Annotated in this window: 36 protein-coding genes and 3 tRNA genes; 15 read left to right on the top strand and 24 right to left on the bottom strand. The window is 50.5% G+C overall.

Annotation, left to right across the window (positions count from 1 at the left end; all coding sequences use genetic code 11):
- The first annotated feature begins 141 nt into the window (after window positions 1–141).
- The 9 genes from AB4876_RS18020 to AB4876_RS17980 all read left to right on the top strand — a co-directional run bounded on the left by AB4876_RS18020 (window position 142) and on the right by AB4876_RS17980 (window position 5,954).
- On the top strand, window positions 142–1,368 hold the full coding sequence (locus AB4876_RS18020) for an EAL and HDOD domain-containing protein (RefSeq protein WP_368383115.1): 1,227 nt from the start codon (window positions 142–144) through the stop codon (window positions 1,366–1,368).
- A gap of 98 nt (window positions 1,369–1,466) precedes the next feature.
- Window positions 1,467–2,138 (top strand): Bax inhibitor-1/YccA family protein, encoded by a 672-nt coding sequence (locus AB4876_RS18015; RefSeq protein WP_368383114.1) that lies wholly within the window; start codon window positions 1,467–1,469, stop codon window positions 2,136–2,138.
- 42 nt (window positions 2,139–2,180) lie between these two features.
- The gene (tusD, locus tag AB4876_RS18010) at window positions 2,181–2,588 is read left to right on the top strand and encodes a sulfurtransferase complex subunit TusD (protein WP_368383113.1); all 408 of its coding nucleotides are present in this window, start codon (window positions 2,181–2,183) and stop codon (window positions 2,586–2,588) included.
- Window positions 2,585–2,938 carry a DsrE family protein gene (locus AB4876_RS18005; RefSeq protein WP_301027420.1) on the top strand — a complete coding sequence of 118 codons (354 nt, stop codon included), beginning with the start codon at window positions 2,585–2,587 and terminating at the stop codon, window positions 2,936–2,938. The genes tusD and AB4876_RS18005 overlap by 4 nt, the downstream gene beginning before the upstream one ends.
- Window positions 2,939–3,202, top strand: coding sequence for a sulfurtransferase complex subunit TusB (gene tusB, locus AB4876_RS18000; protein ID WP_301027419.1), 264 nt, complete (start codon window positions 2,939–2,941; stop codon window positions 3,200–3,202). It abuts the gene before it with no gap.
- On the top strand, window positions 3,202–3,537 hold the full coding sequence (locus tag AB4876_RS17995) for a TusE/DsrC/DsvC family sulfur relay protein (RefSeq protein WP_368383112.1): 336 nt from the start codon (window positions 3,202–3,204) through the stop codon (window positions 3,535–3,537). Before tusB ends, AB4876_RS17995 begins: the two co-directional genes overlap by 1 nt.
- 19 nt (window positions 3,538–3,556) lie before the next feature.
- Complete coding sequence (locus tag AB4876_RS17990; protein ID WP_368383111.1) at window positions 3,557–4,564, top strand: glycosyl transferase family protein; 1,008 nt, start codon at window positions 3,557–3,559, stop codon at window positions 4,562–4,564.
- Window positions 4,561–5,655, top strand: coding sequence for a tRNA (uridine(54)-C5)-methyltransferase TrmA (gene trmA, locus AB4876_RS17985; protein WP_368383110.1), 1,095 nt, complete (start codon window positions 4,561–4,563; stop codon window positions 5,653–5,655). The genes AB4876_RS17990 and trmA overlap by 4 nt, the downstream gene beginning before the upstream one ends.
- 11 nt (window positions 5,656–5,666) lie before the next feature.
- On the top strand, window positions 5,667–5,954 hold the full coding sequence (locus tag AB4876_RS17980; RefSeq protein WP_368383109.1) for a 4a-hydroxytetrahydrobiopterin dehydratase: 288 nt from the start codon (window positions 5,667–5,669) through the stop codon (window positions 5,952–5,954).
- On the opposite strand, the gene AB4876_RS17975 is transcribed toward AB4876_RS17980, so the two are convergent.
- From AB4876_RS17975 to AB4876_RS17960, 4 genes are all read right to left on the bottom strand, one after another.
- On the bottom strand, window positions 5,951–6,817 hold the full coding sequence (locus AB4876_RS17975) for a hypothetical protein (protein WP_368383108.1): 867 nt from the start codon (window positions 6,815–6,817) through the stop codon (window positions 5,951–5,953). The two genes, AB4876_RS17980 and AB4876_RS17975, sit on opposite strands and share 4 nt — an antisense overlap.
- 11 nt (window positions 6,818–6,828) lie before the next feature.
- Window positions 6,829–7,425: a dUTP diphosphatase gene (locus tag AB4876_RS17970; RefSeq protein ID WP_368383122.1), complete on the bottom strand. Its 597-nt coding sequence runs from the start codon at window positions 7,423–7,425 to the stop codon at window positions 6,829–6,831.
- Between the two features lie 103 nt (window positions 7,426–7,528).
- Complete coding sequence (locus AB4876_RS17965) at window positions 7,529–7,675, bottom strand: hypothetical protein (protein ID WP_368383107.1); 147 nt, start codon at window positions 7,673–7,675, stop codon at window positions 7,529–7,531.
- Between the two features lie 103 nt (window positions 7,676–7,778).
- On the bottom strand, window positions 7,779–8,105 hold the full coding sequence (locus AB4876_RS17960) for a hypothetical protein (RefSeq protein ID WP_368383106.1): 327 nt from the start codon (window positions 8,103–8,105) through the stop codon (window positions 7,779–7,781).
- 195 nt (window positions 8,106–8,300) lie between these two features.
- Between AB4876_RS17960 and AB4876_RS17955 the strand changes: the two genes are divergently transcribed.
- On the top strand, window positions 8,301–8,708 hold the full coding sequence (locus AB4876_RS17955; RefSeq protein WP_368383105.1) for a response regulator: 408 nt from the start codon (window positions 8,301–8,303) through the stop codon (window positions 8,706–8,708).
- 10 nt (window positions 8,709–8,718) lie between these two features.
- Here AB4876_RS17955 and queF read toward each other — a convergent pair whose 3' ends face one another.
- From queF to AB4876_RS17940, 3 genes are all read right to left on the bottom strand, one after another.
- Window positions 8,719–9,549: an NADPH-dependent 7-cyano-7-deazaguanine reductase QueF gene (queF, locus tag AB4876_RS17950; protein WP_368383104.1), complete on the bottom strand. Its 831-nt coding sequence runs from the start codon at window positions 9,547–9,549 to the stop codon at window positions 8,719–8,721.
- A 34-nt stretch (window positions 9,550–9,583) separates the two neighbouring features.
- A complete protein-coding gene (locus AB4876_RS17945) occupies window positions 9,584–10,357 on the bottom strand; it encodes an ABC transporter permease (protein WP_368383103.1) in 774 nt (257 codons plus the stop codon).
- A 69-nt stretch (window positions 10,358–10,426) separates the two neighbouring features.
- The gene (locus tag AB4876_RS17940) at window positions 10,427–11,341 is read right to left on the bottom strand and encodes an ABC transporter ATP-binding protein (RefSeq protein WP_368383102.1); all 915 of its coding nucleotides are present in this window, start codon (window positions 11,339–11,341) and stop codon (window positions 10,427–10,429) included.
- 128 nt (window positions 11,342–11,469) lie between these two features.
- Here AB4876_RS17940 and AB4876_RS17935 point away from each other — a divergent pair, with 128 nt between their 5' ends.
- Window positions 11,470–11,862, top strand: coding sequence for a PA2817 family protein (locus AB4876_RS17935; protein ID WP_368383101.1), 393 nt, complete (start codon window positions 11,470–11,472; stop codon window positions 11,860–11,862).
- A gap of 126 nt (window positions 11,863–11,988) precedes the next feature.
- Here AB4876_RS17935 and AB4876_RS17930 read toward each other — a convergent pair.
- From AB4876_RS17930 to msrB, 4 genes are all read right to left on the bottom strand, one after another.
- Window positions 11,989–12,064 (bottom strand) — tRNA-Gly (locus AB4876_RS17930).
- Window positions 12,065–12,249: 185 nt separating this feature from the next.
- Window positions 12,250–12,325 (bottom strand) — tRNA-Glu (locus tag AB4876_RS17925).
- A gap of 174 nt (window positions 12,326–12,499) precedes the next feature.
- Window positions 12,500–12,575, bottom strand: a tRNA-Glu gene (locus AB4876_RS17920).
- 156 nt (window positions 12,576–12,731) lie between these two features.
- Entirely contained in the window at window positions 12,732–13,133 is a 402-nt protein-coding gene (msrB, locus tag AB4876_RS17915) for a peptide-methionine (R)-S-oxide reductase MsrB (RefSeq protein WP_368383100.1), read from the bottom strand.
- Between the two features lie 198 nt (window positions 13,134–13,331).
- Here msrB and AB4876_RS17910 point away from each other — a divergent pair, with 198 nt between their 5' ends.
- Window positions 13,332–14,564 carry a pyridoxal phosphate-dependent aminotransferase gene (locus AB4876_RS17910; protein WP_368383099.1) on the top strand — a complete coding sequence of 411 codons (1,233 nt, stop codon included), beginning with the start codon at window positions 13,332–13,334 and terminating at the stop codon, window positions 14,562–14,564.
- Window positions 14,565–14,587: 23 nt separating this feature from the next.
- Here the strand turns inward: AB4876_RS17910 and AB4876_RS17905 are convergent, their stop codons facing one another.
- Both AB4876_RS17905 and AB4876_RS17900 read right to left on the bottom strand, forming a co-directional pair.
- Entirely contained in the window at window positions 14,588–15,553 is a 966-nt protein-coding gene (locus AB4876_RS17905) for a class I SAM-dependent methyltransferase (RefSeq protein WP_368383098.1), read from the bottom strand.
- Complete coding sequence (locus AB4876_RS17900; protein WP_368383097.1) at window positions 15,546–16,679, bottom strand: ATP-NAD kinase family protein; 1,134 nt, start codon at window positions 16,677–16,679, stop codon at window positions 15,546–15,548. The genes AB4876_RS17905 and AB4876_RS17900 overlap by 8 nt, the downstream gene beginning before the upstream one ends.
- A 178-nt stretch (window positions 16,680–16,857) precedes the next feature.
- On the opposite strand from AB4876_RS17900, the gene AB4876_RS17895 reads away from it, so the two are divergent.
- Window positions 16,858–17,043, top strand: a complete 186-nt coding sequence (locus AB4876_RS17895) for a PA1571 family protein (protein ID WP_368383096.1) — start codon at window positions 16,858–16,860, stop codon at window positions 17,041–17,043.
- On the opposite strand, the gene AB4876_RS17890 is transcribed toward AB4876_RS17895, so the two are convergent.
- The 3 genes from AB4876_RS17890 to AB4876_RS17880 all read right to left on the bottom strand — a co-directional run bounded on the left by AB4876_RS17890 (window position 17,009) and on the right by AB4876_RS17880 (window position 19,248).
- A complete protein-coding gene (locus tag AB4876_RS17890; protein WP_368383121.1) occupies window positions 17,009–18,115 on the bottom strand; it encodes a 4-phosphoerythronate dehydrogenase in 1,107 nt (368 codons plus the stop codon). The genes AB4876_RS17895 and AB4876_RS17890 overlap by 35 nt on opposite strands.
- Before the next feature lie 67 nt (window positions 18,116–18,182).
- Window positions 18,183–18,761: an elongation factor P hydroxylase gene (locus tag AB4876_RS17885; RefSeq protein WP_368383095.1), complete on the bottom strand. Its 579-nt coding sequence runs from the start codon at window positions 18,759–18,761 to the stop codon at window positions 18,183–18,185.
- Window positions 18,754–19,248, bottom strand: coding sequence for a gamma-glutamylcyclotransferase family protein (locus AB4876_RS17880; RefSeq protein ID WP_301027395.1), 495 nt, complete (start codon window positions 19,246–19,248; stop codon window positions 18,754–18,756). The genes AB4876_RS17885 and AB4876_RS17880 overlap by 8 nt, the downstream gene beginning before the upstream one ends.
- Before the next feature lie 166 nt (window positions 19,249–19,414).
- Here AB4876_RS17880 and AB4876_RS17875 point away from each other — a divergent pair, with 166 nt between their 5' ends.
- A complete protein-coding gene (locus AB4876_RS17875; protein ID WP_368383094.1) occupies window positions 19,415–20,095 on the top strand; it encodes a hypothetical protein in 681 nt (226 codons plus the stop codon).
- 30 nt (window positions 20,096–20,125) lie between these two features.
- On the opposite strand, the gene tusA is transcribed toward AB4876_RS17875, so the two are convergent.
- From tusA to AB4876_RS17855, 4 genes are all read right to left on the bottom strand, one after another.
- Window positions 20,126–20,359 carry a sulfurtransferase TusA gene (gene tusA / locus AB4876_RS17870; RefSeq protein ID WP_368383093.1) on the bottom strand — a complete coding sequence of 78 codons (234 nt, stop codon included), beginning with the start codon at window positions 20,357–20,359 and terminating at the stop codon, window positions 20,126–20,128.
- A gap of 76 nt (window positions 20,360–20,435) precedes the next feature.
- On the bottom strand, window positions 20,436–20,660 hold the full coding sequence (locus tag AB4876_RS17865) for a YheU family protein (RefSeq protein WP_301027392.1): 225 nt from the start codon (window positions 20,658–20,660) through the stop codon (window positions 20,436–20,438).
- Window positions 20,653–21,504, bottom strand: a complete 852-nt coding sequence (locus AB4876_RS17860; RefSeq protein WP_368383092.1) for a class I SAM-dependent methyltransferase — start codon at window positions 21,502–21,504, stop codon at window positions 20,653–20,655. The genes AB4876_RS17865 and AB4876_RS17860 overlap by 8 nt, the downstream gene beginning before the upstream one ends.
- 31 nt (window positions 21,505–21,535) lie before the next feature.
- A complete protein-coding gene (locus AB4876_RS17855; protein ID WP_368383091.1) occupies window positions 21,536–21,841 on the bottom strand; it encodes an MTH1187 family thiamine-binding protein in 306 nt (101 codons plus the stop codon).
- 76 nt (window positions 21,842–21,917) lie between these two features.
- Here AB4876_RS17855 and AB4876_RS17850 point away from each other — a divergent pair, with 76 nt between their 5' ends.
- Window positions 21,918–22,436: a glycine cleavage system transcriptional repressor gene (locus tag AB4876_RS17850; protein ID WP_368383090.1), complete on the top strand. Its 519-nt coding sequence runs from the start codon at window positions 21,918–21,920 to the stop codon at window positions 22,434–22,436.
- A gap of 9 nt (window positions 22,437–22,445) precedes the next feature.
- On the opposite strand, the gene AB4876_RS17845 is transcribed toward AB4876_RS17850, so the two are convergent.
- The 4 genes from AB4876_RS17845 to aroC form a co-directional block, all read right to left on the bottom strand.
- Window positions 22,446–22,670, bottom strand: a complete 225-nt coding sequence (locus AB4876_RS17845; protein WP_368383089.1) for a hypothetical protein — start codon at window positions 22,668–22,670, stop codon at window positions 22,446–22,448.
- A 45-nt stretch (window positions 22,671–22,715) separates the two neighbouring features.
- Window positions 22,716–23,147: a hypothetical protein gene (locus AB4876_RS17840; RefSeq protein WP_368383088.1), complete on the bottom strand. Its 432-nt coding sequence runs from the start codon at window positions 23,145–23,147 to the stop codon at window positions 22,716–22,718.
- A gap of 63 nt (window positions 23,148–23,210) precedes the next feature.
- A complete protein-coding gene (locus AB4876_RS17835) occupies window positions 23,211–24,371 on the bottom strand; it encodes an MFS transporter (protein WP_368383087.1) in 1,161 nt (386 codons plus the stop codon).
- A 7-nt stretch (window positions 24,372–24,378) separates the two neighbouring features.
- Window positions 24,379–25,479, bottom strand: coding sequence for a chorismate synthase (gene aroC, locus AB4876_RS17830; RefSeq protein ID WP_368383086.1), 1,101 nt, complete (start codon window positions 25,477–25,479; stop codon window positions 24,379–24,381).
- Between the last annotated feature and the right edge of the window lie 43 nt (window positions 25,480–25,522).

Raw genomic sequence — 25,522 nt, 5'->3', positions numbered from 1 at the left:
TTTATTTTAGGCCGATCCTCGCTAAGTCCCCCTTTAAAGCTAATATCTATTAAATAAAGCACGCTTGGCGCTTTGTAGCTAATGACATTCACAACTATTACGTCGCACCTAAAAGTGAAAACAGCTGTACGAGGATCATTAATGATCAATTCCAATACCCCACTGATGGCCCGCCAACCAATACTGAATAAAAATGGAAAAACCGTCGCCTACGAATTACTCTGCCGCACTGTAGACGTCGCCTCCTTAGAATCGCAAACCGACAATGGCAATATGGCCACTGGCGAGGTTCTCATCGGTGCCTTTCATGACTTAGGCATAGAAAATATAACCAACGGCCTGCCCGCTTTCGTAAACCTCACCGAGTCTTGGCTGCATACTCCACCTGCTGTTCAATCAAAAAAATTAGTAGCCGAAGTGCTTGAATACATTTCACCCACGGCCGCCAACATAGAAGCCGTTATAAATCTTCGCTCACTCGGCTTTAAAGTCGCACTTGACGACTACATAGGTGATGACGAGCAAACCAAATGGTTACCCTATATTGATATCGTTAAAGTTGATATCAGCGATATTTTACCCGGACATAGCAGCGCATCGCTTTACACCCAACACCAGCGTGACAACCTGATTTGGTTGGCCGAGAAAGTGGAGACGCTTGAAGAATTTGAGCGCTGCAAGGCAGAGGGCTACCAACTCTTCCAAGGGTTTTTCTTCAGCCAGCCCGCACCGCTCTTTGGCACGCGTCATAACGACAGCCAATTTGCGGTAATGCGACTGCTAAAAACATTAAATAATGAAGACAACACCATGGAGGATATAAGCAACGCTATTCAGAGCGACCCCCAACTAAGCTACCGCATACTGCAATTTATGAACTCGGCTAGTGTTGCCAAGGTTGCCGAGATTACTTCTGTGCATCACGCTACCACCATGGCCGGCGTAAACCGAATTAAAAGCTGGGCAAATATGCTGGCGCTAGGTCGCCTAGACCACAAACCCCGCGCCCTACTGGAGCAAGCGCTATCTCGCGCCTACTTATGCCAAATGATCGCCCTTCAACAAAATGGCGTAGATCAGCACACCGCCTATACCACAGGCATGTTCTCGTTACTCGATGCTTTTATTGACATCCCCCTCGCCGAGGTCTGCACAAAACTCGAGCTATCGCCCAGCATGACTGATGCCCTGCTGAATCATGAGGGCAAATACGGTCAAATCTTGCAACTTGCTGTCGCCATCAGCAAAGGCAGCTGGGCAGAAATTACCGCACTCCCAAAGGGAATCACCCTTGCCGACCTTGCCGACATCCAAACCCATGCCTTTGCTGAGGTTAGCGACCAATTAAGCCTATCGGGGTTAAGCTAATTAGGTTCTGCAAAGCCACCATCGCGCTTGCAGTCGCAATACCCACCAACGTATCATTAGCTTAGCTAGAACCTACCTTTTTCACTACGGAGTCATCCATGCAAGACAAATCGGTCTTTCAGACAGGCGCGCACGCCCAGCCCGTTCTCGAAACCAACAAGGTGCTGCGCAATACCTATATGTTGTTAGGCATGACCCTTGTCACTAGCGCCCTCTGCGCTGGATTGGCAATGGCACTCAACATCGGCCATGGCACTGGCCTAGTTTTGTCCATACTCGGCTTTGTCATGCTGTTTGTCGTCCATAAAACTGCAGATTCAAGTAAAGGTATTGTTGCCATATTTGTATTCACCGGTCTATTGGGTGCTGCCCTAGGACCAATGCTCAAAATGTACCTCGCCCTACCTAATGGCGGAGAATTGGTAATGCAGGCGCTCGGCGGCACCGCACTGGTGTTCTTTGGCCTTTCTGCCTACGTGCTTACTACCCGCAAAGATTTCTCCTTTCTGGGCGGATTCTTAATGATCGGCCTGTTGGTGATGGTCGTGGCCAGCATCGCGAATATGTTTTTTCAAGTACCCGCCGCATCGCTAGCAATCTCTGCAGCAGCGGTATTTATCATGTCTGGACTGATCCTGTTTGATACCAGCAGAATCATCCACGGCGGCGAAACCAACTATATTCGTGCCACCGTTGCGCTTTACCTCGATATTTACAATTTGTTTGTTCATCTGCTGCATTTGCTCGGCATTTTCGGCAGCGATGATTAATCACCCCCGTATTACTCGGCAAACCAATCTACTGAGGCTCAAATGAGCCTCAGTTTCGCTCTACTCGTCAGCGGCCAACCCTGTACCGACCAAGCCAGCTTAAGTGCCCTGCGTTTTTGTAAAGCAGCGCTAGACAGTGGTCATAGCGTTTATCGCGTGTTTTTCTTTAACGACGGCGTGCACTGCGCCAATCGTTTCATCACCCCACCCCAAGACGAAATTAGCGTGCCCAAGCAATGGCAGGCACTACAGCAAGAATTTGCCATAGACTTGGTGGTATGTGTATCTAGCGCCCTGCGTCGCGGCATCGTTGATGCTAAAGAAGCCGAACGCTACGAACTTGGCGGCCATAACATGGCCGACGGCTTTACTATAGGCGGCCTTGGTCAGTGGGTTGACGCCTGCATACAGGCAGACCGCGTAGTAAGATTTGGCAGTAACACCCAGTGAAATTCCTCTATATTTTTACACGTTCCGCCTATGGCAACAGCATTGCCCGGGAAGCTCTCGACATGGCCCTAGCTAGCGCCGCCTTCGATCAAGAAGTGAGCCTAGTGTTTGCGCAAGAGGCTATTTATCAATTAGTGATGCAACAAAATAGCGCGAACACTGAGAAAAAACCGCACCTCGGCGTAATTAATGCCCTGCCACTCTATGACATTGACGATATATATTATCTCGCCGAAGACAGCAGCACGTATAATCTCCCGCCAGCGGCACTGGTCCCGCAGGCAAAAGCCCTGTCAGCAGAGCAATTTTCCAGCTTAATGTCCTCAGCCGACCGCATTCAGAGTTTTTAGGTGAGCTTACATATATTAAATAGCACGAGTAGTTTAAGCCGCTGCCAATTCAGTTTGACGGATGGCGATGCCGTCATTTTAATCGAAGATGCGGTATTGCTAGCAGCCAGCAACATTGAGATAACGAGTGGCGATGCTTCAATCTACGCCCTCAGCGATGATATTGATCGCCGCGGCGTTAACCCCGTCGGCGCCGTAACACTGGTAGATTACAGTGGATTTGTCGAGCTCTGCGCGCAACACCGCCACTGTTTGAGTTGGTAATGAGTGCGCTAGTGGTTAATGGCGCGAGCATCGCCACCGATCCCGACGGTTTCCTTAAAGACCTCACTGATTGGTCGCCGGCTGTCGCTGAACAACTCGCCACCAGCTCCGGCATCACCCTGAGCGAAAGCCACTGGCAGCTAATTGAACTGGTGCAGCGTTATTACCAGCAGTTTGGCCTGTCCCCAGCGATGCGGCCCCTGATAAAATACGCCAAATTAGAACTTGGCGCCGACAAGGGCACCAGCCTGTATTTTCTGAAACACTTTCCCGATAGCCCAGCAAAGTCGCTCAGTAAAATTGCTGGTCTGCCCCGCCCAGACAACTGCCTATAAACCCACTCCGAGTGTATCTATGATAGCCGAACACCCTTTCGCACAATATGTTCGTATTCTTGGCAAGGGCAAAACTGGGTCGCGCTCACTTAACGCCGACGAAGCCTATGCCGCGATGGGCATGATTATGCGCAGCGAAGTAGAGGACGTGCAGCTCGGCGCCTTTCTTATGCTGCTGCGGGTCAAGGAAGAAAGCTTTGAAGAGCTTGCCGGCTTTGTTCGCGCGGTGCGTGAAACCCTCCGGGCACCAAGTATTGCCGTTGACCTAGACTGGGCGAGCTACGCCGGTAAGCGCCGGCAGCAGCCATGGTATCTACTTGCCGCCCTAGCGCTGGCAGACAGTGGTTTACGCGTGTTTATGCACGGTGCTGCCGGACACACCGCCGAACGTATCTACAGCGAGCACGTGCTGGCAGAACTCGGCGAAGCCACCGCCCGCGACTGGCAAGATGTCAGTAGTAAACTAGAGCAAGGTAATTTCGCATACCTGCCACTTGCGCAATTTTCACCGCCACTGCAGCGCATGATTGATCTACGCGCTCAATTTGGCCTGCGCTCGCCGGTACACACCCTGTCGCGGCTACTCAACCCACTTGCCGCAGACTATTCTATACAGAGTATTTTCCACCCTGCTTATGCCGACAATCATCAGCAGGCGGCCGCGTTATTGGGCCAAGCTCACGCCGTGGTATTTAAAGGTGAAGCAGGCGAAGCGGAACGCAAACCTGAAGCCGACTGTCGCGTTAAAAGCGTCCACAACGGCCACTTAAGCGAGGCCGAATGGCCCCGCATGCTCGACGGCAGGCAAGAAAAGCTTAGCGAACTACCCACCACCGAGTTACTCAACGCGTGGCGTGACGAACACATAAGTGAATACGGCCGACTCGCCATTCAAGGTACCATTGCGATTGCCCTACAGTTGCGAAGCCCCGAACTTAATCAAGAAGAATGCCTCGCTCAGGCCAGCGCAATCTGGAACCAGCGCAATCGCCAACGACTCAGCGCCACAGCTACGGAAAACCTATGAGTTTCAAACCCCTAAATACCGCAGAATACCCGCAACTTCTCGCTGAGAAAGTGAACACCGTTGTTGCGAGCTTCGCTGATCTCGCACTACCAACGGCCGAAATCTACCCCTCAGCACCAGAGCACTATCGCCTGCGCGCCGAGTTTCGTATTTGGCACGAAGATGGCAGCTTTTTCTACGCGATGTTCGATCCCAGAGACCCTAAAGCACCGATCAGGATTGATCATTTCCCTACCGCCTCAGAAACCATTTGCACATTAATGACGCCACTGCGGCTGGCGCTTGGCGAACACTCGGCGTTAAATAAGCGCTTATTTCAAATTGAGTTTTTGAGCACCCTCAGTGGCGACATGCTGGTCACGTTGATATACCACCGTCGGCTCGACGACGAGTGGCAGCTAGCCGCCCAAGCCATCGCCGAGCAATTCAATATTCAAATTATTGGCCGCAGTAAAAAACAAAAAATCGTACTCGATCGAGACTATGTGCTAGAGCAATTACCCGTAGACGGCAAGCACTACGCGTACCACCAGTATGAGGGTGGATTTACCCAGCCCAACGGCAAAGTAAATGCCAAAATGGTAAGCTGGGCCAAGGCGCGCTGTGGCCAGAATCCCGATACCGATTTGCTGGAGCTATATTGTGGTAACGGCAATTTCACCATACCACTGGCAACCCATTTTCGCCGTGTACTCGCCACCGAAATTTCGAAAACCTCGGTTAAAGCCGCCCACGAAAATTTTGCCATGAATACGGTCAGCAATGCACTGGTACTGCGGATGTCTAGCGAGGAACTGACCTCAGCGCTAAATAAAGAGCGCAGCTTCCGTCGCCTACACGGCGTCGACCTCGACAGCTACGCCATAAGCACGGTATTAGTAGACCCACCCAGAGCCGGCTTAGACGCCGCCAGCCGTGAGTTTATTGCAGGCTTTAATAATATTATTTACATTTCATGCAACCCAGAAACCCTGCGCCGCGATTTGGAAATATTAACAAAATCTCACCACGTCAATGACTTCGCCCTCTTCGACCAGTTCCCGTACACTCACCATATGGAGTGCGGCGTATTTTTGACAAAACAAGGCTAAAAGGAAATCTAATGACCGTAAAATTAACTGAGCAAGAAGTTAGCGATGCGCTGAAAAACTTGAAAGGCTGGGAGTTGCGTGAAGGTAAGCTGTGTACCAAGCTGGAGTTCGAAAACTTTATCAGCGCATTTGGATTTATGGCCCGCGTTGCGATGCGTGCTGAAAAAATAGACCATCATCCAGAGTGGAGCAATGTTTATAAAACGGTCAACATCGCCCTCACTACCCACGACTCGGGAGGCTTAACGGCCAAAGACTTAGCCTTGGCTGAAGCCATTAAGCAAGAACTGGAACACTAGTAAAAATCCACGCCAAGAGTTTGCAGATGCCGACTGAGGTAGTCATCTAAATTAGGCAAATCATCTGGATGAACATCAAGAACAGTAAAACCTAATTTCTTGCACAACTCAGCGCGCCGCATACGCGCTGAGATGGCGTCGGAGTGATCATCGCCTCCCCAGTACTCAATATAGACGCCAGCCTGAGGCAAATAAAAATCGCCAACTAAATTCTCCGCCACCGGTAAACTTCGGTAGACAGCATAGCGCAGGCCAGCTAAATACAGCCATTGAGCTATAGCCCAGTGGGCGTGATTTTTACAGACCACACCATCAAGACTACGCCATTCTCGATCTGGCGATTGACTGGCCGCAAATAAATCATCAACTTCAGGCTCTGGTTTTCGGCACTGCTGTAAAATTCGCTTTAACGCCGGCCGATGACGGACATCTTCCGGCCACAATACGTAGCTAAGACTGCTTTGCTGATTTTCAAAAAGCTGTCCGCCCTCAGCAATACCTAGCTCCGTTAGCTCCCAACCACGAGAGCTAGGACGCAACCAGGCGATTTCAACTAGCATGCGATTAATTTCCCGCCCGCTAAACCCTTCGATACGCCCCAATGCCGCCGCAGACAACAATTTATTGCTTTCTAACGCCTGAAAAAGCGGGTGCTCTAATAAGGAATTTGGCCACACAATATAGCGACCGTAGCGTTTGCTGGTGATATAGCTACCGCCTTCAAATTCGCCCTTGCCCGTCAGCGCCCAGCCGTCATCCGTTTTACGGATCCAACCGTAATCCTTCAGCACCGAAAACAGCTGCTGAACAGGAATTTCACCAAGTTTGGCCAGAGCCGAGGTAGAGACCTTATCCGAAGACATTAGCAACGCCCCTAGGCCGACGGATAACGAGCCACAAGGCTCTTGTAAACGTCATCGGCAAATTGTGGTGAGCGCATATCCGCGCTAGCGAGTATCTCGACAAGATGGACATTATCCTCGCTGCCCTGCCAAATCTTAATATAACTGCCGTCTTTATAACCGTGATCTTGACGGAAAAAATTGAGCACATTCTTGCCAACATACTGCTTATAAAGCTGGTCGAAACTAAGCCCCGACGCGGCCATCAGATCCCAAAACAAGCTCACCGAAAAGCTTTTCTCGGTCAGGCAGTGCCCCGCCAGTGCTTCCGTCGCTGCTAATACGCCCTTGCCCGAGGCCTGATAGCTTGCCAATTCGTTCACAATAGCATCAGCCAGCTTCTCGATATCCGCGCCGGGCGTAAACATCGCACTCAAACCGAAATGCCAGATATCGACCACTTCCAGCTGTACTTGCTCAATATCGGCTTGTTGCTTTTTCCACCACTTATAGCCGAAGTGGTCCATCAGCTCAGCGCATTCTATCCACGCAGCGCGATACCAAGCAAAACCCTGGCTCATCCAGTCTGGATGAACTTTGGCATTCATGCGGTTTTGCAAATCCAGCATCGTAACAAACGCGTGGCGATGATTTAATTCAGACACAATGACCCCTAAAATCGATATTCAAGAGGCCATGATAAACAAGCTTGCTAGCTAGCGCAGCGGAAATTTACGCTTTGGGGGATTTAGACAGTCGCTCAGCCAATTTTACAAAGTAATTCAAGGTATCGGCATCAGGAGATAGACGTTGATCTGATTGAATTCGGCCGTCAATGGTTTGCGGTATTTTTGCAGCAAAATTCGCTGCATAGCTCATCCGCTGTGTCGACGGGCACAAACTAATCGTAGATTGAGGACCGTGCATTGAATAATATTTAGCTTCAAGAGCGCTGGTCTTGCTCCTACGCCAATAACTCATATTAAGCACAACGCTGCTGATAGGGCTGAAATTGACAATCCAAACGCACAACTCTGCCGTAGGCAAAATCAACAATTTGTAGCGGCAAGCCAGCAAGGATATGATTCACCACCGCCGAAGGAATAGCGGGCAGACAGATAATGTTGCGGGGCTCTTCTGCATCGGCAAATTGCAAAACCAGATCAATGATCTCGGCACCTCTCGCCGACTCACGGGGATAGAGCGTGTACTCCATCGTCAGAGTTGATTCAGGTATAACATTGTCAACGGCTAAATGGCGGACGCTGCCATCTCCGTCGCAGCCTAGCAAGTAGCTTGCAATTAGCATATTAAACTCCCAAACCTCTCGTATATGGCAGCAATTATGCCGCTAGGCCGGAGTTCGGGATATCCGTTGATTTACTTACTGATGTTGATATCGGCGGCAATAACGCTAGCTTAATCAGAACAAATACCTACAGAACAACAGACCGCGACCCCCTACCCTAACATCTATTAAAACTACCGGATTATAAATGGCAAGATGACTGCAAGCAGAAGCCCGACATTTTGGATTGTCGATGACTCTATGGCTGACAGAATTATTTTTAAAGAAAGCCTCACCAGGCTGGGCGAAAAACCGCAACTTAAAGAGATTGAAGGCGGCGAGCTACTACTCGCAGAACTCGACGCTCAATACAGTAATGAACTTCCTGATATTATTTTTCTCGATATTAATATGCGGCGAATGGATGGCAAAACAGCACTTGAATTTATTCGCAAAAATAAACGCTACGATCATATTTATATTGTAATGCACACTGGAACGTACCGAGAACAAAGCGAATGCAAAGCGCTCGGCGCAGATGCATTTATCAGTAAGTCTACTGATTTTAATGCCTGCCTCGCCAAATTGGCGCAGACATTATCCACATGGCAAACAGCGGCCTAACAGTACTTTATCACTGTCGCGAACCGCGGCTGTTGTACGCTTTATCATTAACAACATTACTGCGCCAAGGATTAATATCTAGACCACCGCGCCGTAAATATCGAGCGTAAACCCGCAAGCTAGTCGGCTGGCAATAGCGATTAATATCACTAAAAATTTGCTCAACACACTGCTCGTGAAAATCGTCGTGCTCGCGAAATGAAATCAGGTACGCTAACAGCCCCTCCCGATCAATACGTGCACCGCTATAAGCAATTTCGATACTCGCCCAGTCGGGCTGAGAGGTCACTGGGCAGCGCGAACGCAATAAATGACTATACAGCTCTTCTGTTACCGACTCTCCCTCACTCGCTTTCAATAGCATGCTATTTGGCTGGTAGCTGTCGGGACTAATATCCAAGCTATCAAGACACTCGCCAGCAGGATTCTGAATAACGTAGTTCAGCCCCCAGTCATCAGGGCAAGCTATTTCTACCTGAACTGGCGCTCCCGCCGCCGCGCTCAAATCTTTAGTGAGTACAGCACTTAGCTCAGCAATACCGCCCAACCGAGTTTGATTAAAGGAATTAAGATAGAGCTTAAAGGATTTCGATTCGATAATATTTTCCGAGTCGGCGGGGACCCGAAACTCCGCACAAGCCACCATCGGTTTACCATTTAGATTTAGCCACGACAATTCATAGGCATTCCAAATATCGACCCCAACAAAAGGCAAGTCCGCCGCAATACCCAAAGCTGCGCGCCCTGCGGCGCGAGGTATTGGGTATAAACAACTCGCGTCGTACTGAGCCGGATAATCAACCTTCGCGCCTAAAGGGCCGTGACCGTGGTGCTCACTCATTTTAGATAACTCTCGCTCATTCCAAACCAAGCATTCACTGGCGCAGCCTGGTTCCACTGCGCAATAAATACATACAGTAGGCATAGGCTGCCAAGGTAAACACACCGACCATAATAAAGGCGGTTACCACATTGACGTCTGAGGTACCTAGCACCCCATAGCGAAACGCATTAACGATGTAGAGCATGGGGTTTAAGCGCGACACTCCAGCCCAAAACTCCGGCAATAAGTCGATTGAGTAAAAGACACCACCCAAATAGGTCAGCGGCGTTAGTACAAACACCGGCACAATCGAAACATCGTCAAAATTATTGGCAAATACCGCGTTGATAAACCCCGCCAGCGAGAACATTATCGAGGTCATCAGTACGATCGCTATGGTTATGCCGATGTGCTGAATATGCAGCGTGGTAAAAAACAGCGACAACATGGTTACGATTAAGCCAACCAATAAGCCACGCGCTACGCCGCCAATCACAAACCCCCACAACACCGTGTTATTCGACATTGGCGACACCAATATCTCCTCCACAAAGCGCTGAAACTTAGCACCAAAAAAAGACGACACCACATTAGAATAGGCGTTGGTGATTACCGACATCATAATCAAACCCGGCACCACAAACTCCATATAAGAAAAGCCACCCATCTGCCCTATCCGCGAGCCGATCAAGGCGCCAAAAATAACAAAATACAGCGACATGGTAATCGCCGGCGGCAATAAGGTTTGCATCCAGATCCGCATAAAGCGACGAATCTCTTTACGGACAATGGTGTAAAACGCAATCCACTGCTCTGCTGCTGTCATTAACAATTCCACCTTTTAAATCTAAGAACCAGGATTTCCCAATAACACCTGAATACACGAATATTCGCTTTATTTTGGGTTCAGTAGCGACACAAATAATTCTTCGAGGCGATTAGCCTTATTGCGCATACTGCTAACCACCAGTTCACTACTATTCAGCGCGGCAAACACCTCATTGAGAGAGGTGCCCTTTTTAAGCACCAACTCCAAGGTGTGTTCATCCACAAAGCGGGTGTCAAAACCTGGAATACTAATATCAGCACTCAAGCTGTCCCGTACATCGAGGATAAACACCTCTTTTTGCAACTGGCGCAGCAAGGCTTTCATACTGGTGTTTTCAACGATATTGCCCGCGTCGATAATCGCAATATTACGGCACAGGCTCTCTGCTTCTTCGAGGTAGTGAGTGGTGAGAATAATCGTTGTGCCACTGCGATTAATTTCAGTGAGAAACTCCCACATTGAGCGGCGCAGCTCGATATCCACACCAGCGGTAGGCTCATCTAAAATCAATAGGCGCGGTTCATGCACAAGCGCCCGAGCAATCATCAAGCGGCGCTTCATCCCCCCCGACAGCATCCGCGAGGCGCCGTGGCGCTTGTCCCACAAACCCAGCTTCTTCAGGTATTTCTCAGCTCGTTCAGCGGCAATCCCACGACTCAGGCCATAATAGCCCGCCTGATTCACTACAATATCCCAAACCGACTCAAAATTAGAAAAGTTGAACTCTTGGGGCACTAAGCCAATTTGACGCTTGGCCGCCGCGATATCACTGTCGAGGGAATGGCCAAAAATTCGCACCTCGCCAGCGGTTTTCTTCACTAGCGACGACACAATGCCAATGGTAGTGGATTTACCTGCACCATTCGGACCGAGCAAAGCGAAAAAATCACCCTGCTTAACCTCGAGATCGATGCCCTTCAGGGCCTCAAAACCATTGCCATAAACCTTGCGTAATCCCTTAATTTCTAGGGCAAGCGCCATAATAATTACCTAAATCGATTACATCATTTTGTAAGCCGCGTATTTTGCCACGCTAGCGCGATGGAATACACTAGAGCCAATTAGCCCCAGCTCAGAAACAATCTGCAAAAATGCGCAATGGAGAATACGTGACGACACGAATTGAATACTACCTACAACTCTGCACAGAGCTTCACACGCACTGCGCAGTGGTACTGCCACAGCACCCGGCACACAGCGAAGAGAGCAATGCCGAGTTATTAGCGATGCTTGCGCAACTAAAAGAAGAATTCGCTACCAATGAGGCTTACGTCGCACTTGGTCAGCGTATCATAACCCACATCATTGGCCATTACCCTGACATCACCCCACAGGTGCACCGCGACCTACTGTGGTTTTTTGGTGGCGACTGCATGCACTATCTTGGCGACGATGAAATGGAGCGCTACCAAAAAGTTGAAGAACAATACTACGAACAGTGCAACAGCAAACCTGACACCTGCTACAGAAATCTCCGCGCCCAAGTATTTGGTATGCACTAGCGTGAATTAAAACAATAGCGTCACCCCGCACTTGCGCAAGGTGGCGCGACTAACCAAGAAAAACATTTTTCGGATAAAAGTACAGGCAAAAAAAAAGCGAAGCAGTCGCTTCGCTTTTTTAGAATTTGGAGCGGGAAAGGAGGCTCGAACTCCCGACCTCAACCTTGGCAAGGTTGCGCTCTACCAACTGAGCTATTCCCGCAAATCACGACATTAGATTTAGAAGCCATTCTAAATCAATTTCACATATGCCGTACAGCCTTGATTAAACTGACTTTTTTGTTCACCAGCAATTAACGGTGCGCATACTAAGTCGTTTTCATCAATGTGTCAACAAACTGCCTAAGCAAGTTACTGACAAATTTACGTGCTGTGACGCAAATTAATTGGCGTCCCCTAGGGGACTCGAACCCCTGTTACTGCCGTGAAAGGGCAGTGTCCTAGGCCACTAGACGAAGGGGACGCCGCGAGCTCTTTCAGAACAAAGCTGCTGTCCTTGAAAGAGCGCGCATTCTAGAGCGCCAAACCCTGCCCGTCAAGGATATTTTCATGCCAATATTAAATTTTTTGCAAAAAAAAAGAGAAGCATTTCTGCTTCTCTTTTTCGCCCTGCCGACGCATCAGCACGACTGAATAATGGCGTCCCCTAGGGGACTCGAACCCCTGTTACTGCCGTGAAAGGGCAGTGTCCTAGGCCACTAGACGAAGGGGACGCCGCAAACCTTCCAGACTCCGAGTCACTTGTTGTCTGAAAGTGGCGCGAATTCTAGAAACCTTAGCGCCCGCCGTCAAGTCGCTTTTGCCATTAAAGTGAAATAAATCAAATTAAAGGGCAATACTGTTTGTTTAATAAACAATCTGGCTAGTAATTACTCATCACCATCGGTGTCGAGCTTAAGCGACAGCGAATTAATACAATAGCGCAAACCGGTCGGCGCAGGGCCGTCTGGAAAAACATGGCCTAAATGTGCCTCACAGCGAGCACATACCACCTCCTCCCTAACCATGCCATGACTCACATCTCTATTTATAGCAACAACCTCTTCTTCGCTGGGTTGATAAAAGCTCGGCCATCCCGAGCCGGAGTCATATTTTGTCTCCGAGCTAAACAAGGGCTGCCCACAGCAGCGGCAGCGGTAAATGCCATCGGCCTTTTCAGCGTTATACTCACCAGTAAATGCGCGCTCAGTCCCCTTTTGGCGACACACCTGAAACTCCTCTTCAGAGAGAAGTTCCCGCCATTCACTCTCAGATTTCACTATTTTTTCCACGAAAAGCTCTCCACCTTGGGGCCATCAACGCCGTATAATCACACCAAGTAATTCTTGGCGCAGGGCATACTAAGACAATAGCGATGCCGCTCACACAAATTTAGCACCCCGATTTACCCACTACCAGCGCAGCTGATCAGTCAGCCAAGCCACTACAGACTAACACTCTGAACTTACTACGGATTAAGAAGGCAGAACATGGGCCCCTATTACAAGTCAAAAAAACTGAGCAATGTTTGCTACGAAATCCGTGGCCCAGTGCTGCAGCGCGCCAATGAGCTTGAAGAAGAAGGCTACCGCATACTCAAGCTGAATATCGGCAACCCCGCCCCCTTCGGTTTTAACGCCCCTGATGAGATCATTCAAGATGTCATCCGCATGCTGCCCGACAGCGAAGGCTACAGCGACTCCAAAGGCCTATACAGCGCCCGCAAAGCGGTTATGCAAGAGTGCCAAAAAATCGGCATACCTGGCGTTGAAGTTGGCGACATCTATTTGGGCAATGGCGCCAGCGAATTAATTAGCATGGCCACTCAGGCCTTACTAAACCAAGGTGACGAGGTTCTTATACCTGCCCCCGACTACCCGCTATGGACCGCCGTGGTGTCTCTGTCTGGCGCCACGCCAGTACATTACCTATGCGAAGAAGATAATGGCTGGCAGCCGTCAATAGACGACATTATCAGCAAGATCACCGCCAATACCAAGGCGATTGTTATTATCAATCCCAACAACCCGACTGGCGCCGTATACAGCCGTGAAATGTTGGAGCAGTTGGTCGCGATTGCCGAAGAGCACAATCTTGTGGTGTTTGCCGACGAAATTTACAGCAAAATTCTTTATGACGATGCCGTGCACATTCCGATTGGCAGCTTAAAGGCCGACATTTTGTGCCTGACCTTTAACGGCCTGTCAAAAGCCTATCGTCTTGCTGGCTTCCGCAGCGGCTGGCTAATTGTGTCTGGCGCCAAAGACCGCGCTAGCGATTACATTGAAGGCCTAAATATATTGTCGTCGATGCGGCTATGCGCCAATGTGCCCGCTCAGCACGCCATCCAAACGGCACTTGGCGGCTATCAGAGCATCAATGAACTTATCCTGCCCGGCGGCCGCCTGCTCGAGCAGCGTGATTTAGCCCACAAGATGCTCAATGAAATACCTGGGGTGAGCTGCACCAAGCCGGCTGGGGCCATTTATATGTTCCCCAAACTGGATCCCGAGGTATACCCCGTTCTAGACGACGAGAAGCTGGTTTTAGACTTATTAAACCAAGAGCGCATTCTACTAGTGCAGGGCTCTGGCTTTAATTGGCCACAGCCCGACCATTTGCGGATTGTATTCCTGCCCAATAAGCTTGATTTGGCCGATGCCATTGAGCGCTTTGCCCACTTTCTCGCTGGCTACCGCAAGCAGCTCAAGGCCTTGAAATAGCCGATTTACCGGCTTATGCCCACTCAGATCAAGTCAGCTTCGCGCGGCTTGATCTGAAAATGCAAAACCTTCAGGGCCCGATCTGCACTCTGCTCCGGAAAATCTCGCCGACCCGCTAAGCGCTCGACAAACACCGCCTCAGCGCAGTGACGCTCAACGGTCTCACGCAAAAACTGCTCGTCTAAATACGGCGCATTTAAACAAGCCAACACGTCCCCACCTAAGGGCATTAGCTCACTAAAGCGCCTCGCCAATTTAGGATAATCCTTAACCGCATCAAAACTGCCTCTCTGCAGCGAGGGCGGATCACAAACAACCACGTCGTAGGGTCCTAATTTACGCAAACGCCCCCAGGACTTGAGAATATCGTGGCTCAAAAATTTAAGCTCCGCCGCCTCTCCGCTCGTTGTTAGCCGCGCGCCATTGCGGCGGTGATTTTCACGACCAACCTGCAGAGCGCCTTTACTCATATCCACGTTCACTAGGCGCGCTGCGCCGGCCAATTCTGCCGCCACCGAGAAGGCGCAGGTATATGCAAATAAATTTAAAATTCGCTTGCCCCCGGCCCGCTCAGCCAACCACTGCCGCGCCGGCTGCATGTCCATAAAATAGCCAATATTCTGCTTTGCGCCGAGATCAAGCAAGTATTCTGCCGCCCCTTCTTTGGCAGTAAAATTAATCGGTATACTTCCCCACAAACAATAAGTTGCAGGCGAATCTTGATACCGACTCTGAATAACAGCCGCGCCACTACTTCCCTCACAACAGAGCTTTAGCTCCGTGCAGAACTGCGCCCAAAATTCAGGCTCCGGCGCGCGGTATAAGACCAGCCACAAAACCGGCGCGAAGTAGTCAACCGTAAAATATTCAAATCCAGCAAAGCACTGACCACGACCATGGAAAAGGCGCTGGGCAGCAGAGCTACCCGCCATTTTTTCCGGCCAGGAGGCAAAATCACTTAACGCCACAAAGCGTGCAAAATCACTCACCAGACGCACTCACTCGATACATAATCGCATCCCGATACCCTGTTACCACTCGAATATACCCTTCCCACTCTTTATCCAAGACCAAATCATTACTGTCGACCAACAGGGGCCGCCCCGCCAACTCACGAATTTTTGTTTTAGTTGCAATCACAATAAAATTATCCCGGCCAATCCTGCGAATCAGCTCTGGGCCAAGTTGTTGATTACCCCTCCCCAATATATGCCCCTGCCCGCCAATCGCCGTTATCAACACCTTTACAGGGCCCTTATGACTCGCCACAGCATCAGCAATACCTTGGCCACTCTGGTCCCGCGCCACTAACTGCTGATCGCAGATCAGATCGAAACCCAATAGGGTATTTTCCAAGCCTAGCTGAATCATCACCGCTTGGGTCGTACTACCTGGACCAACAACGTAGAGGGTCTCGGCATCCATGTCAGCGATGAGTTCATCGGCAATATCGGCCAGCACCAGCTCTTCAACCTCACGCCCCCCAGACTTAACGTGCTGTAAAAAGCCGCCAATGCGGGGCACTAATAATTCACCGAAGTGTTGGGAGCGCACTTTTCCCTCCCGAAAAGCCACCTCGTCGATGTCGCGCACCTCGGCAAGCTCAACATCGACCAAGCCGCCATCCAATAGCGCCAACACAATATCTGCCGCACTCTCGGGGCTAACCGCATAGACCCCAGAGTGCATCTTCACCCCTGCGGGAACCCCCAACGCGGGCAGTGCTGCACCAATAGCGGCAAACACATCCCGCGCGGTGCCATCACCGCCTACAAACAGTAGTAAATCCACCCCTGCGCTTAGCAATGCCTGCGCAGCGGCTTGGGTATCTGCTGGCGTGGTTTGCTCGTCGCTCAGCGGCCGACCAACCGACACAAAGGGAAAACCTGCCAATTCGGCATCATTAACGTCATTGCCACTGTTGTGCGCCGACATCGCGCCGTTAAAGCCATAAACCGCTAAGCGTCCACTCGCGGCCTTGGCCAGATGCGCCAAACAGCGCAGGCCCCTCGCCTGCGACCGACCATCGCTGCTGCGTAAGTCATCACTGCCCTTCAGACCAAGTGGACCGCCAGCGCCAGCGATGGGGTTTACGATTAAGCCCAACTTAAACATGATATTCCTTTCAGGCTAAGGCTTAGGCCTGCCCACTAATAGAAGCTGTAATTTGTTCAAACCCAAACCAATCCCAGACTATTACGTAAATTACCTAGGTACATGCGCTGTAAATCGTGGCCAAATTAACCAAACAAGACTACAAGGCCATGCCAGCCAACACGCAATGGAGAATACGGTGAGCCAACACACCAGCGCAAAATTCCAGCGGAATACTGAACAAAACAATTATCTCGGCGCCATCATCGACCAAGATGGTCGCGAAATACCGATTAGTGACGCCATGATTGAAAATAGCCTGCAAGCCTTGCAAGGCACCTCAGCAGAGTTCATTTGCCGCCTTGCACAGCGCGCAGCAAACTAGCCATTTCAGGCTCAACTGCAACAAGATTGCTGTAAGCTAATTCGCGGCGCGGCGGGTAGTGTTTACGCAGTAAATCAAAGCGTTTTCCGCGCTCAGCATCTGCAATAATCGCCTTAAAACGCTGACTATCACCGGCCACGTCGTACACCGCCAGCACCGCCGCGGGAATTAAACTAAACGCGTCGCCCCCCGGGCAGTGAATTGCCAGCAACTCAGCAACAGCATTATCGTCGCCTACTTTTAAAGGTTTATCCAAAAAGTTCGCCAGTTCGGCGGCAATCATCTGTAATCCAGTTTTTTTGCCATCGACGCTATAACCGGCAATATGCGGGGTTGCAATCGCGCAGCGCTCAGCCAAGGCAGCGGGAAAGTCGGGCTCGCCCTCCCACACATCCAAGGCCAAGCGAATATCCGGCCGACTGTCCAGCAGAGCATGCAATTCCTCTGTCGCCACCACCTCGCCACGCCCAGCATTTAACAACAGGGCATTTTCCGGCAAGCTCTGCAGTTGCACTGCATTCAGCATATGAAAACTTGGAAAAGGCCCTGCCACGGTCAAGGGCGCATGCAAACTCAGCACCGCACTGTTGATGACCTCGGCTAGCGAACGCAAATTGGGATGGTCTGCGGGGTTCAGCAAGGGGTCGTAGGCAATCCAATCGATACCAATAGTAGTTAAACGCTGCCCCAAGCGCTTGCCGACATTACCGTAGCCGACAATTCCGACCCGATCACCAGTCAGTAAACTCGCCAGCGCCCCATCAACTCGGCAAAGCACACTGAGCACATAATCCACCACCGACTCGGCATTGGAGCCCGGCGCGGTGCAAAATTGAATTCCCTGCCCACGCAAATAATCAATATCGAGATGATCACTGCCAATTGTGGTCGAGCCAACAAACCGCACACTCGAGCCCGCCAACAAAGCGGGATTGACCTTAGTGACAGAGCGTACAATTAAGGCATCCGCGCCCTGCACATCTGCCGCGCAAATCTCCCGACCACTGCGCAGAACTACCTCACCAAATTGAGCGAGACACTGCTTAGCACCGGGAATATTTTCATCCACCACTATTTTCAATGCGTTCTAATCCTGTTTTTAATTCGAGATATATAGTCTATCTATTTGATATTAAACATTAATCTACAACATAATTTAAGGGAATATTGATAGACTCAAGGGCGACGCTCGTGCCAAACTCCTGCGCCAGTGCTTGCCGAAACAGCTCGCCTCGCGGCGGTAGGCCGTTGCGAAGATAACGCTGACACTGCTGCCAAACCGCTAATTGAAAAGGAAATGGATCAATCTCCACACCGCCGAGATTATCAATGCTAACCCGAAAACGACGGCCCACTGCATAACTAAACAAACACTCTAGGGCTTGAGGGCAGATTTCTACTGATTCAAAGACGCTTTGGCGTGCCGCGTCGCGACCGTCAGGTTCATACCAATAACCGTAATCTGGCAGCTGACGACGGGCTTCGCCTGCTATACACCAATGGGCCGCCTCATGAAGGGCACTGGCCGCGTAATCTGCCCGAAACACAATTTGATGGTAGTCATCGGACACAATCGCGGGCTGATAAAAAGGTTCGTCTCCGCCCGCGACCAACAGGCTGCGGTGGCTTTGTGCAAAACAGCGGGCAAACACCTCGCAAATCAACTCGCTGCTAGCAAGTTGACCAAGGGATTTTGCAACAGTCCGCGCCTCACGCATTGTGGAGCAGACCATTTAAACCTTGAATTTGGGCAGACGGACGGCACTCTTGCGCTCGCAACATCGCCATATACTCAGCCGACAGAAATTCTGCACCCGCCAATAAATGCGCTAGATAACCACTTTCGGGTAACAAACCAGCCTCAACATAGGCCGGATTCGCGAGGTAAATCCAAGCATTCTTTACGCCAACAGCGGTTTGCACAGCCAAGCATTCGCGGCTGTAGCGTACCGGTGTGCCCTCAAAGCGGTCCATAATGTTTAGGGCACTGGGGTCGGCTAAGGTATACAACACGCCTTCTACCGCACACTGACTGCTATGCACTACGTTCGCATAAGCAACGCCAACCGTGCAGTGTGAACGCTTATTAAACACGAGCCGATAGCCGCACAAACGGGCGCTTTCCGCACGGGTGAAAGCCAACCCTCTCGCTTCCATCCGCGCCGAATTCATATTAGAACCATAAGAAAAATAACAAAAACTCATCAACAAGCACTTGGCAAAATCAGAAACAGGGAGTAATTTTAACAGAAAGGGACTTTCGCGCACCGACTTTGCAATTGAGCATGGTAGCAATGGGTGGATTTAAGCCCCAAGCCACATGCCTCAGCTCGGCAGCGAAATGTACCGCCCGCTACGTGAGGAATGTATTATGGCTCCACGTAACCTCGGCAAATCTTCCACGGCGAAGATTATCCCATTTCCTCAGCGCCCCCGTGCGGCTGAGCAAAATAGAATTCTCCGCATATCCCCCGAGTATGAGGGACTATGCCTGCTTTACGCTCATCACGCACTCAGTCGCGACAAACTCTATGCGGTAAAAATACTCGCTTGGGCACAGCTAGCCAGCGGTAAATACGTCGCACTGCTGCCATGGCTAACCGGCATCGCCCGCTGCATCGACTTGGACAACGCTAATACAGGGCAATCGCAGGGCTACTACGACCCCGCCCGCGAGCGGCGCTTTAGTGAAATACCTGAACATCACCTTGCCGCACTTAGTGCCATGCGTAACTATCCCGCCCTCGGCGAAGGCCGTTTTATTCAGGAGTTTCCCGATTTAATTGGCAGTCATGCCGCCCTGCTTGGCGACAGCATGGAGTTCGAACTACAACCAGTAATTAGCTGGCGACTAGATTCCAACGGCGACATGCTAGCGATGGTTGCTGACATGAGCCAAGCCACCCACTTCCCTATCTTAGCCGGTGACCCCTGCCTGTTTGTGGTGCAGAGAAATCCGACGTTTCGCTATTTTTTCCAGTACCACATTGCAAATCAAATTAAGGCGGGGGGCGAGATCGCCACAAGGGCGTTAACTCAGCTATTGCAGTAGCGATACACAATCACGATAGTGAGATACAAATCAGGCTTTTTGCACAAAATAGCGGTATACCTTGTCACCCTCTTCTTGGCCCAGCAAGCTGTGGCCAAGAAACTGACAGAACTTAGGAATGTCTCTGGTAGTAGCCGGATCAGTAGCAATCACCTCCAAAATGTCACCCGAGGCAATATCGCGAATTTTATTGTGCAACATCATCACTGGCTCTGGGCAGTATAAACCGCAGGTATCCAAGGTGTGATCTACCGCTATTGTCATTCGTCTATCCAATTTTAGGGCTATTAAGGCCGTCTATTGTCGATGTCAGCGCCGCAATTGCAAGTATTCAACGCCCTTAGGTTTTCGATATTACCGTCCAACTTTCGCTGTCGGGACAAAAGGCGATGGCCGCGCGCTTTTGCGCTAAGGCATTGCGCAATTGGCTTATTTTAGTCTCGGTGCTCAACTCCTGCTCACCGTAGTCAGTGCCGTCACGACTCACTAACTCTTCAAGCATGCCCTGCAAAGCCTCTGGACTGAGTTTTTGCCACGGGATTTCAACATAATCAGTATCATTCATGTACAGGTTTACCAAATTTAAGCGTCATTCGATCACTTTCACCAATCGCCAAATATTTTTCCCGCTCGCGATCACCAAGCCGCAAGCTCGGCGGCAAGGTCCACACGCCCTTGGGATGATGGTGGTCATCTTTGGCATTAGCATTTATCTCGCTACTATCGAGCAGTAAAAAACCCGCCGCTTCGGCCAGTGCAATCACCGTTTGCTCACTCACATAGCCGCTCTCCACCATCTCTGCCATGGTCGCATCGGCATCTGCGCGGTGTTCAACCACACCGAAAATGCCGCCGGGCTTAAGGGCCTTAAATGCAGCCGCAAACACCTGATCGGCCACACCCGCTTTTAGCCAATTGTGAACATTGCGAAAAGTTAGCAGCTTATCGGCACTCGCCGCTGGCGCAATGTCGAGAAAATCGGGGGCATGCAAAGTCGTTACTGCAACTTTATCGTAAACGGCGGGGCTAGCCGCCAATTTCTGCTCGTAGGCAAGCCGCGCATTCTTGTAGAAAGACACATCGCTATCGGCAGCAAATTGCGCAGCATACAGTTTGCCACAGTCACGCACCAATGGCGCCAGCACTTCGCTATACCAACCACCAGCCCCCGGCCAAAGCTCTACCACTGTGTCGCAGGGCTGAATTCCAAAAAACAGCAAGGTCTCTACGGGGTGACGAAATTTATCTCGGGCTTTGTTCTCGTCGCTGCGATGGCTGGCATCAACAACACCCGACCAATTCGGCGCAGCACTCGGCACATCTGCTTTTACCCCACTAATTAAAAACAAACTAAGCACACCAAACAGTAAGGAGCTGTGCAAAGCCCGTGGCAATATTTTAACTCTCATAAACTGTTCCTTATTGAGTTTGCTTGCGCTTTTAAGACTGCGCTAAATAGTCCCGCACATGTGAGACTTTATCAGCCATACTTTGTTCGCGATCACTGCGCGTGCCAATCTTAAGCTGGGTGGATATTCGCGGTGCGCCCATTTCATGTACTCGCATATGGCAGCGTTTAACCGCGTCCATCACCACCTCCCACTCACCCTCAATATTGGTGCCGTAGGCATGCAATTGATGAGACAAACCCAAGCTGACGATAATTTTTTGGCATTCGGCAATATACGGTGTCAGTGAAGTCTCTGCTCCTAAAGGCGTTAAACAAAAATCGACAATCACCTTCATGCCTCTACTCCCTTACACTCTATTTCAGCCCAGACTATACTCTACCACTACCATCATTACCGAATAAGGGTACGCCGTGAACAGCTCTTTGGTTTTTACTTTTCTTGGTCAAGATCGCCCTGGTCTTGTAGAACGTCTTGCCGACATTGTTGCCGACCACCAAGGTAACTGGCTAGAGAGCCGCATGACTCAGCTTGCCGGCCAATTTGCCGGCATTGTTAGGGTCGCCGTTGCCGAGGCCGAGCTCGATGAACTTAGCAATGCCTTGTCTAGCCTCAACATCGAAGGTTTAACTATTCACATTCAGCCTGGCGCCAGCGCTCCCGCGGCGAGCGGAAGCGGCAAGTTATGTAAACTACATATTTTGGGCAATGACCGACCAGGCATTGTTCGTGAAGTAAGCCGCGCGCTTAAACAACAGCAAATTAATGTGGTTGAAATGAGTTCGAACATCACCAGTGCCGCCATGAGTGGCGACGCGCTATTCGAAGCCAATGTAAGCGCCGAAATGCCCGCAGGCTGCGATTTTGATGAACTAGAAGACAGCCTCGACGCTATTGCAGAACAACTCGATGTCGACATTGTTATAAGCTAAGTTGCGGGACTAGCCCCGCAAGCGCTTTAAGGCAAAAACCAGCGCTGCCGAGAGCAGCGCAACCACACCAACACCGACCACACAGAGTAAGAAATAGCTGGCAATATCCTGCCAAGGCACATCAAAGGTCCACACTGCGGAGGACACTAGCATCAACGTTGCCAACACCGCCAACACTGGCGTGCGGTAACGCTTAAAGGTTTTTACATAATCTTGAATGACAGTGTTATCCACGCTAAACCTTTTGCTAAATGAAAAATTCTGGGTGCCAGCGCCCGTTTAACCCAATGTATCTTCGCGCACCCACTCGCAGCGCAACTTACCAGCGCCTTGGCCCGGCGCATGGAAATCGCCTTCCGCCTGCCAAACAAAGGTATGACTCCCATTGTAAGCCGTTTGTAAATGCACGGTCGCGCTAACCCAGTACATTTTATGCAGCATTTTTTCGAACTGCCGCAACCACTCATCCCACTCATGTTCTATGGCTTTGTACGAACTACCAAAATGAATCACGTCGGTCTGGCAGTCGCCAAATTCAAATGCTGACCGCGGCGCCGAAAACATCTCACGACATAAGAGCGGCCAATCTTCGGCAGCCGGCAATAATGCCGTCACCAACTGATTATTATCGCGTCGGTCGGCAACATCGGCGATATTTCCAGCAAACAACATATCGGTAATACAACCGTAAACAACTGATTCCTGAGCCATACAACTACCTATGTAAAACACTTACGGCGAGTCTACAAAAGCGCAGCCCACGGAGCCAGCAGATTATGTGTCGGGCTCGGCTTCAGTTTTTAGATCAAACCAGACCCAAGCCACAAAAAACGCAATTGCCGCCGCAACCCCCGCCGCGGTAAAACACAGCTGGGCACTCAGATCCCACGCCCAGCCACTTAACACCGCACCACAGGCGCCGCCCAAACCAAAGCTTAAACCGCTGTACATAGCCATGCCCTGACCGTGATGGCCGGTAAACCAATGGCGAATTATCTCAATTCCCGCCGCATGATAGCTGCCAAAACTGGCCGCATGTAAACATTGAGCAAACACCAACACAGCGGGATTCTGCACAAAATAGGCAATTAGCAGCCAACGCAGGCAAGACAGCCCCAAGCTCCACAGCACAATACCCCGCAAACTGTAGCGAGCCAGCAGCCGATGCATAAACAAAAACAGCAACACTTCGGCAATCACGCCTAGAGACCACAAGCCCCCAATCGCGGTTTTTGAATAAGCCTGGGCGTCAAGATAGATGCTAAAAAAAGTGTAATACGGTCCGTGGGACAATTGCAGAAAAAAACTCGCCGCAAAAAAAGCGATCACTGCTGGGCGGCGCAAGATACCTTTTAAGGATTGCCGCTGGGCATCGCGGCGCAGACCATTCGGTTTTTCAGTTACAAGCAAACTCGCCAGCCAAATACCGCTTAGTAATAAGGTGATGAGATACAATAAATGCACTATCGGGTGGTGATCCAGCCACCAGCCAACCGCAAAAACCGCGCAGATAAAGCCAATTGATCCCCACACCCGAATCAGACTATAACGCCCATACTGGCCACTGAGATGCGATAGCGTTAACACATCGAATTGCGCGAGCACTGCGTTCCAGAAAAAACTGTAACTGACAATAACCCCCGCCAGCCACCAAAAATCCGAGCGCACATACACACCGGCAAAGGCCAAGGTCGCCATAAAGGCACCCAGCCGGATAATCCGGCTGCGATAGCCAATATTATCGGCAAGCCAGCCCCATAAGCTGGGCGCCACTATTTTGGTGACCATCACGAGGGACGACAGAATGCCGATTTCTTCCGAGCTAAAACCTAGGGATTTCAGATATAGCGACCAGTAAGGCACCCATGTGCCTAACAGCGCAAAATAAAAGAAATAAAAACCAGACAAACGCCAATACGGCAGCGCTGCGCTCATGCCGGTCTTACGAGGCGAATGCTGGAATCACTGGAGTGCCAGACTGTACGCCACCATTTTGACCGCGATTGCGCAAAAAATGGTCCATTAACATGATGGCCACCATAGCTTCAGCAATCGGCACCGCCCGAATTCCGACACAGGGGTCGTGGCGACCAGTCGTAATTACTTCCACTGCATTGCCGTCAACATCAACACTTCGGCCAGGCACTAAAATACTGGAGGTTGGCTTTAAGGCTAAATGAGCCACTAAATCTTGGCCACTGGAAATACCACCTAATATGCCGCCGGCATTATTCGAGGTAAACCCTTGAGGCGTCAGTTCGTCGCGGTGTTCACTACCTAGTGCGTCCACGCAGTCAAAGCCAGCGCCAATCTCAACCCCTTTCACCGCGTTTATACCCATTAGCGCATGCGCGATATCAGCGTCTAATCTATCGAATACTGGCTCGCCCAAACCCACTGGCATACCACTCGCCACCACGGTGAGTTTTGCGCCCACCGAATCGCCAGCCTTGCGGAGTTTCTGCATATACTCTTCCATCTGCGGAATTTTATCGGCATCAGGACAAAAGAAAGGATTGGTTTCAACCACACTCCAATCCACGCTATCAATTGCGATTGGACCAAGTTGCGACAGATAGCCGCGCACTTCTATACCACAATTGCTGGCCAAATATTTTTTGGCAATCGCACCAGCCGCCACCCGCATTGCAGTTTCACGTGCCGACGAGCGACCGCCACCGCGGTAATCACGGCTACCGTATTTTTGCTGATAGGTGTAGTCGGCGTGCATTGGCCGGAAACGGTCTTTGATTTTGCCGTAATCTTTGGAGCGCTGATCGGTATTTTCAATTAAAAGACCAATCGAGGTGCCGGTGGTTTTACCTTCAAACACCCCAGATAGAATTTTAACCACATCGTCTTCACGACGCTGAGTTGTGTAACGTGAGGTGCCCGGCTTACGACGATCAAGGTCAAGCTGCAAATCGGCTTCACTGAGCTCCAGCCCTGGAGGGCAGCCATCAATTATGGCGCCCAGCGCCAAGCCGTGGCTCTCACCAAAGGTGGTGACAGAGAATAATTTACCGATGCTATTACCAGACATTGATTATCCCAAAATTGTTTATTTGCGGCCTACCCTGCAACTT

Origin of the sequence: Zhongshania guokunii, assembly GCF_040892635.1 — a bacterium.
GTDB lineage: Bacteria > Pseudomonadota > Gammaproteobacteria > Pseudomonadales > Spongiibacteraceae > Spongiibacter > Spongiibacter guokunii.
This window is presented reverse-complemented; position numbering and strand designations above follow the sequence as displayed.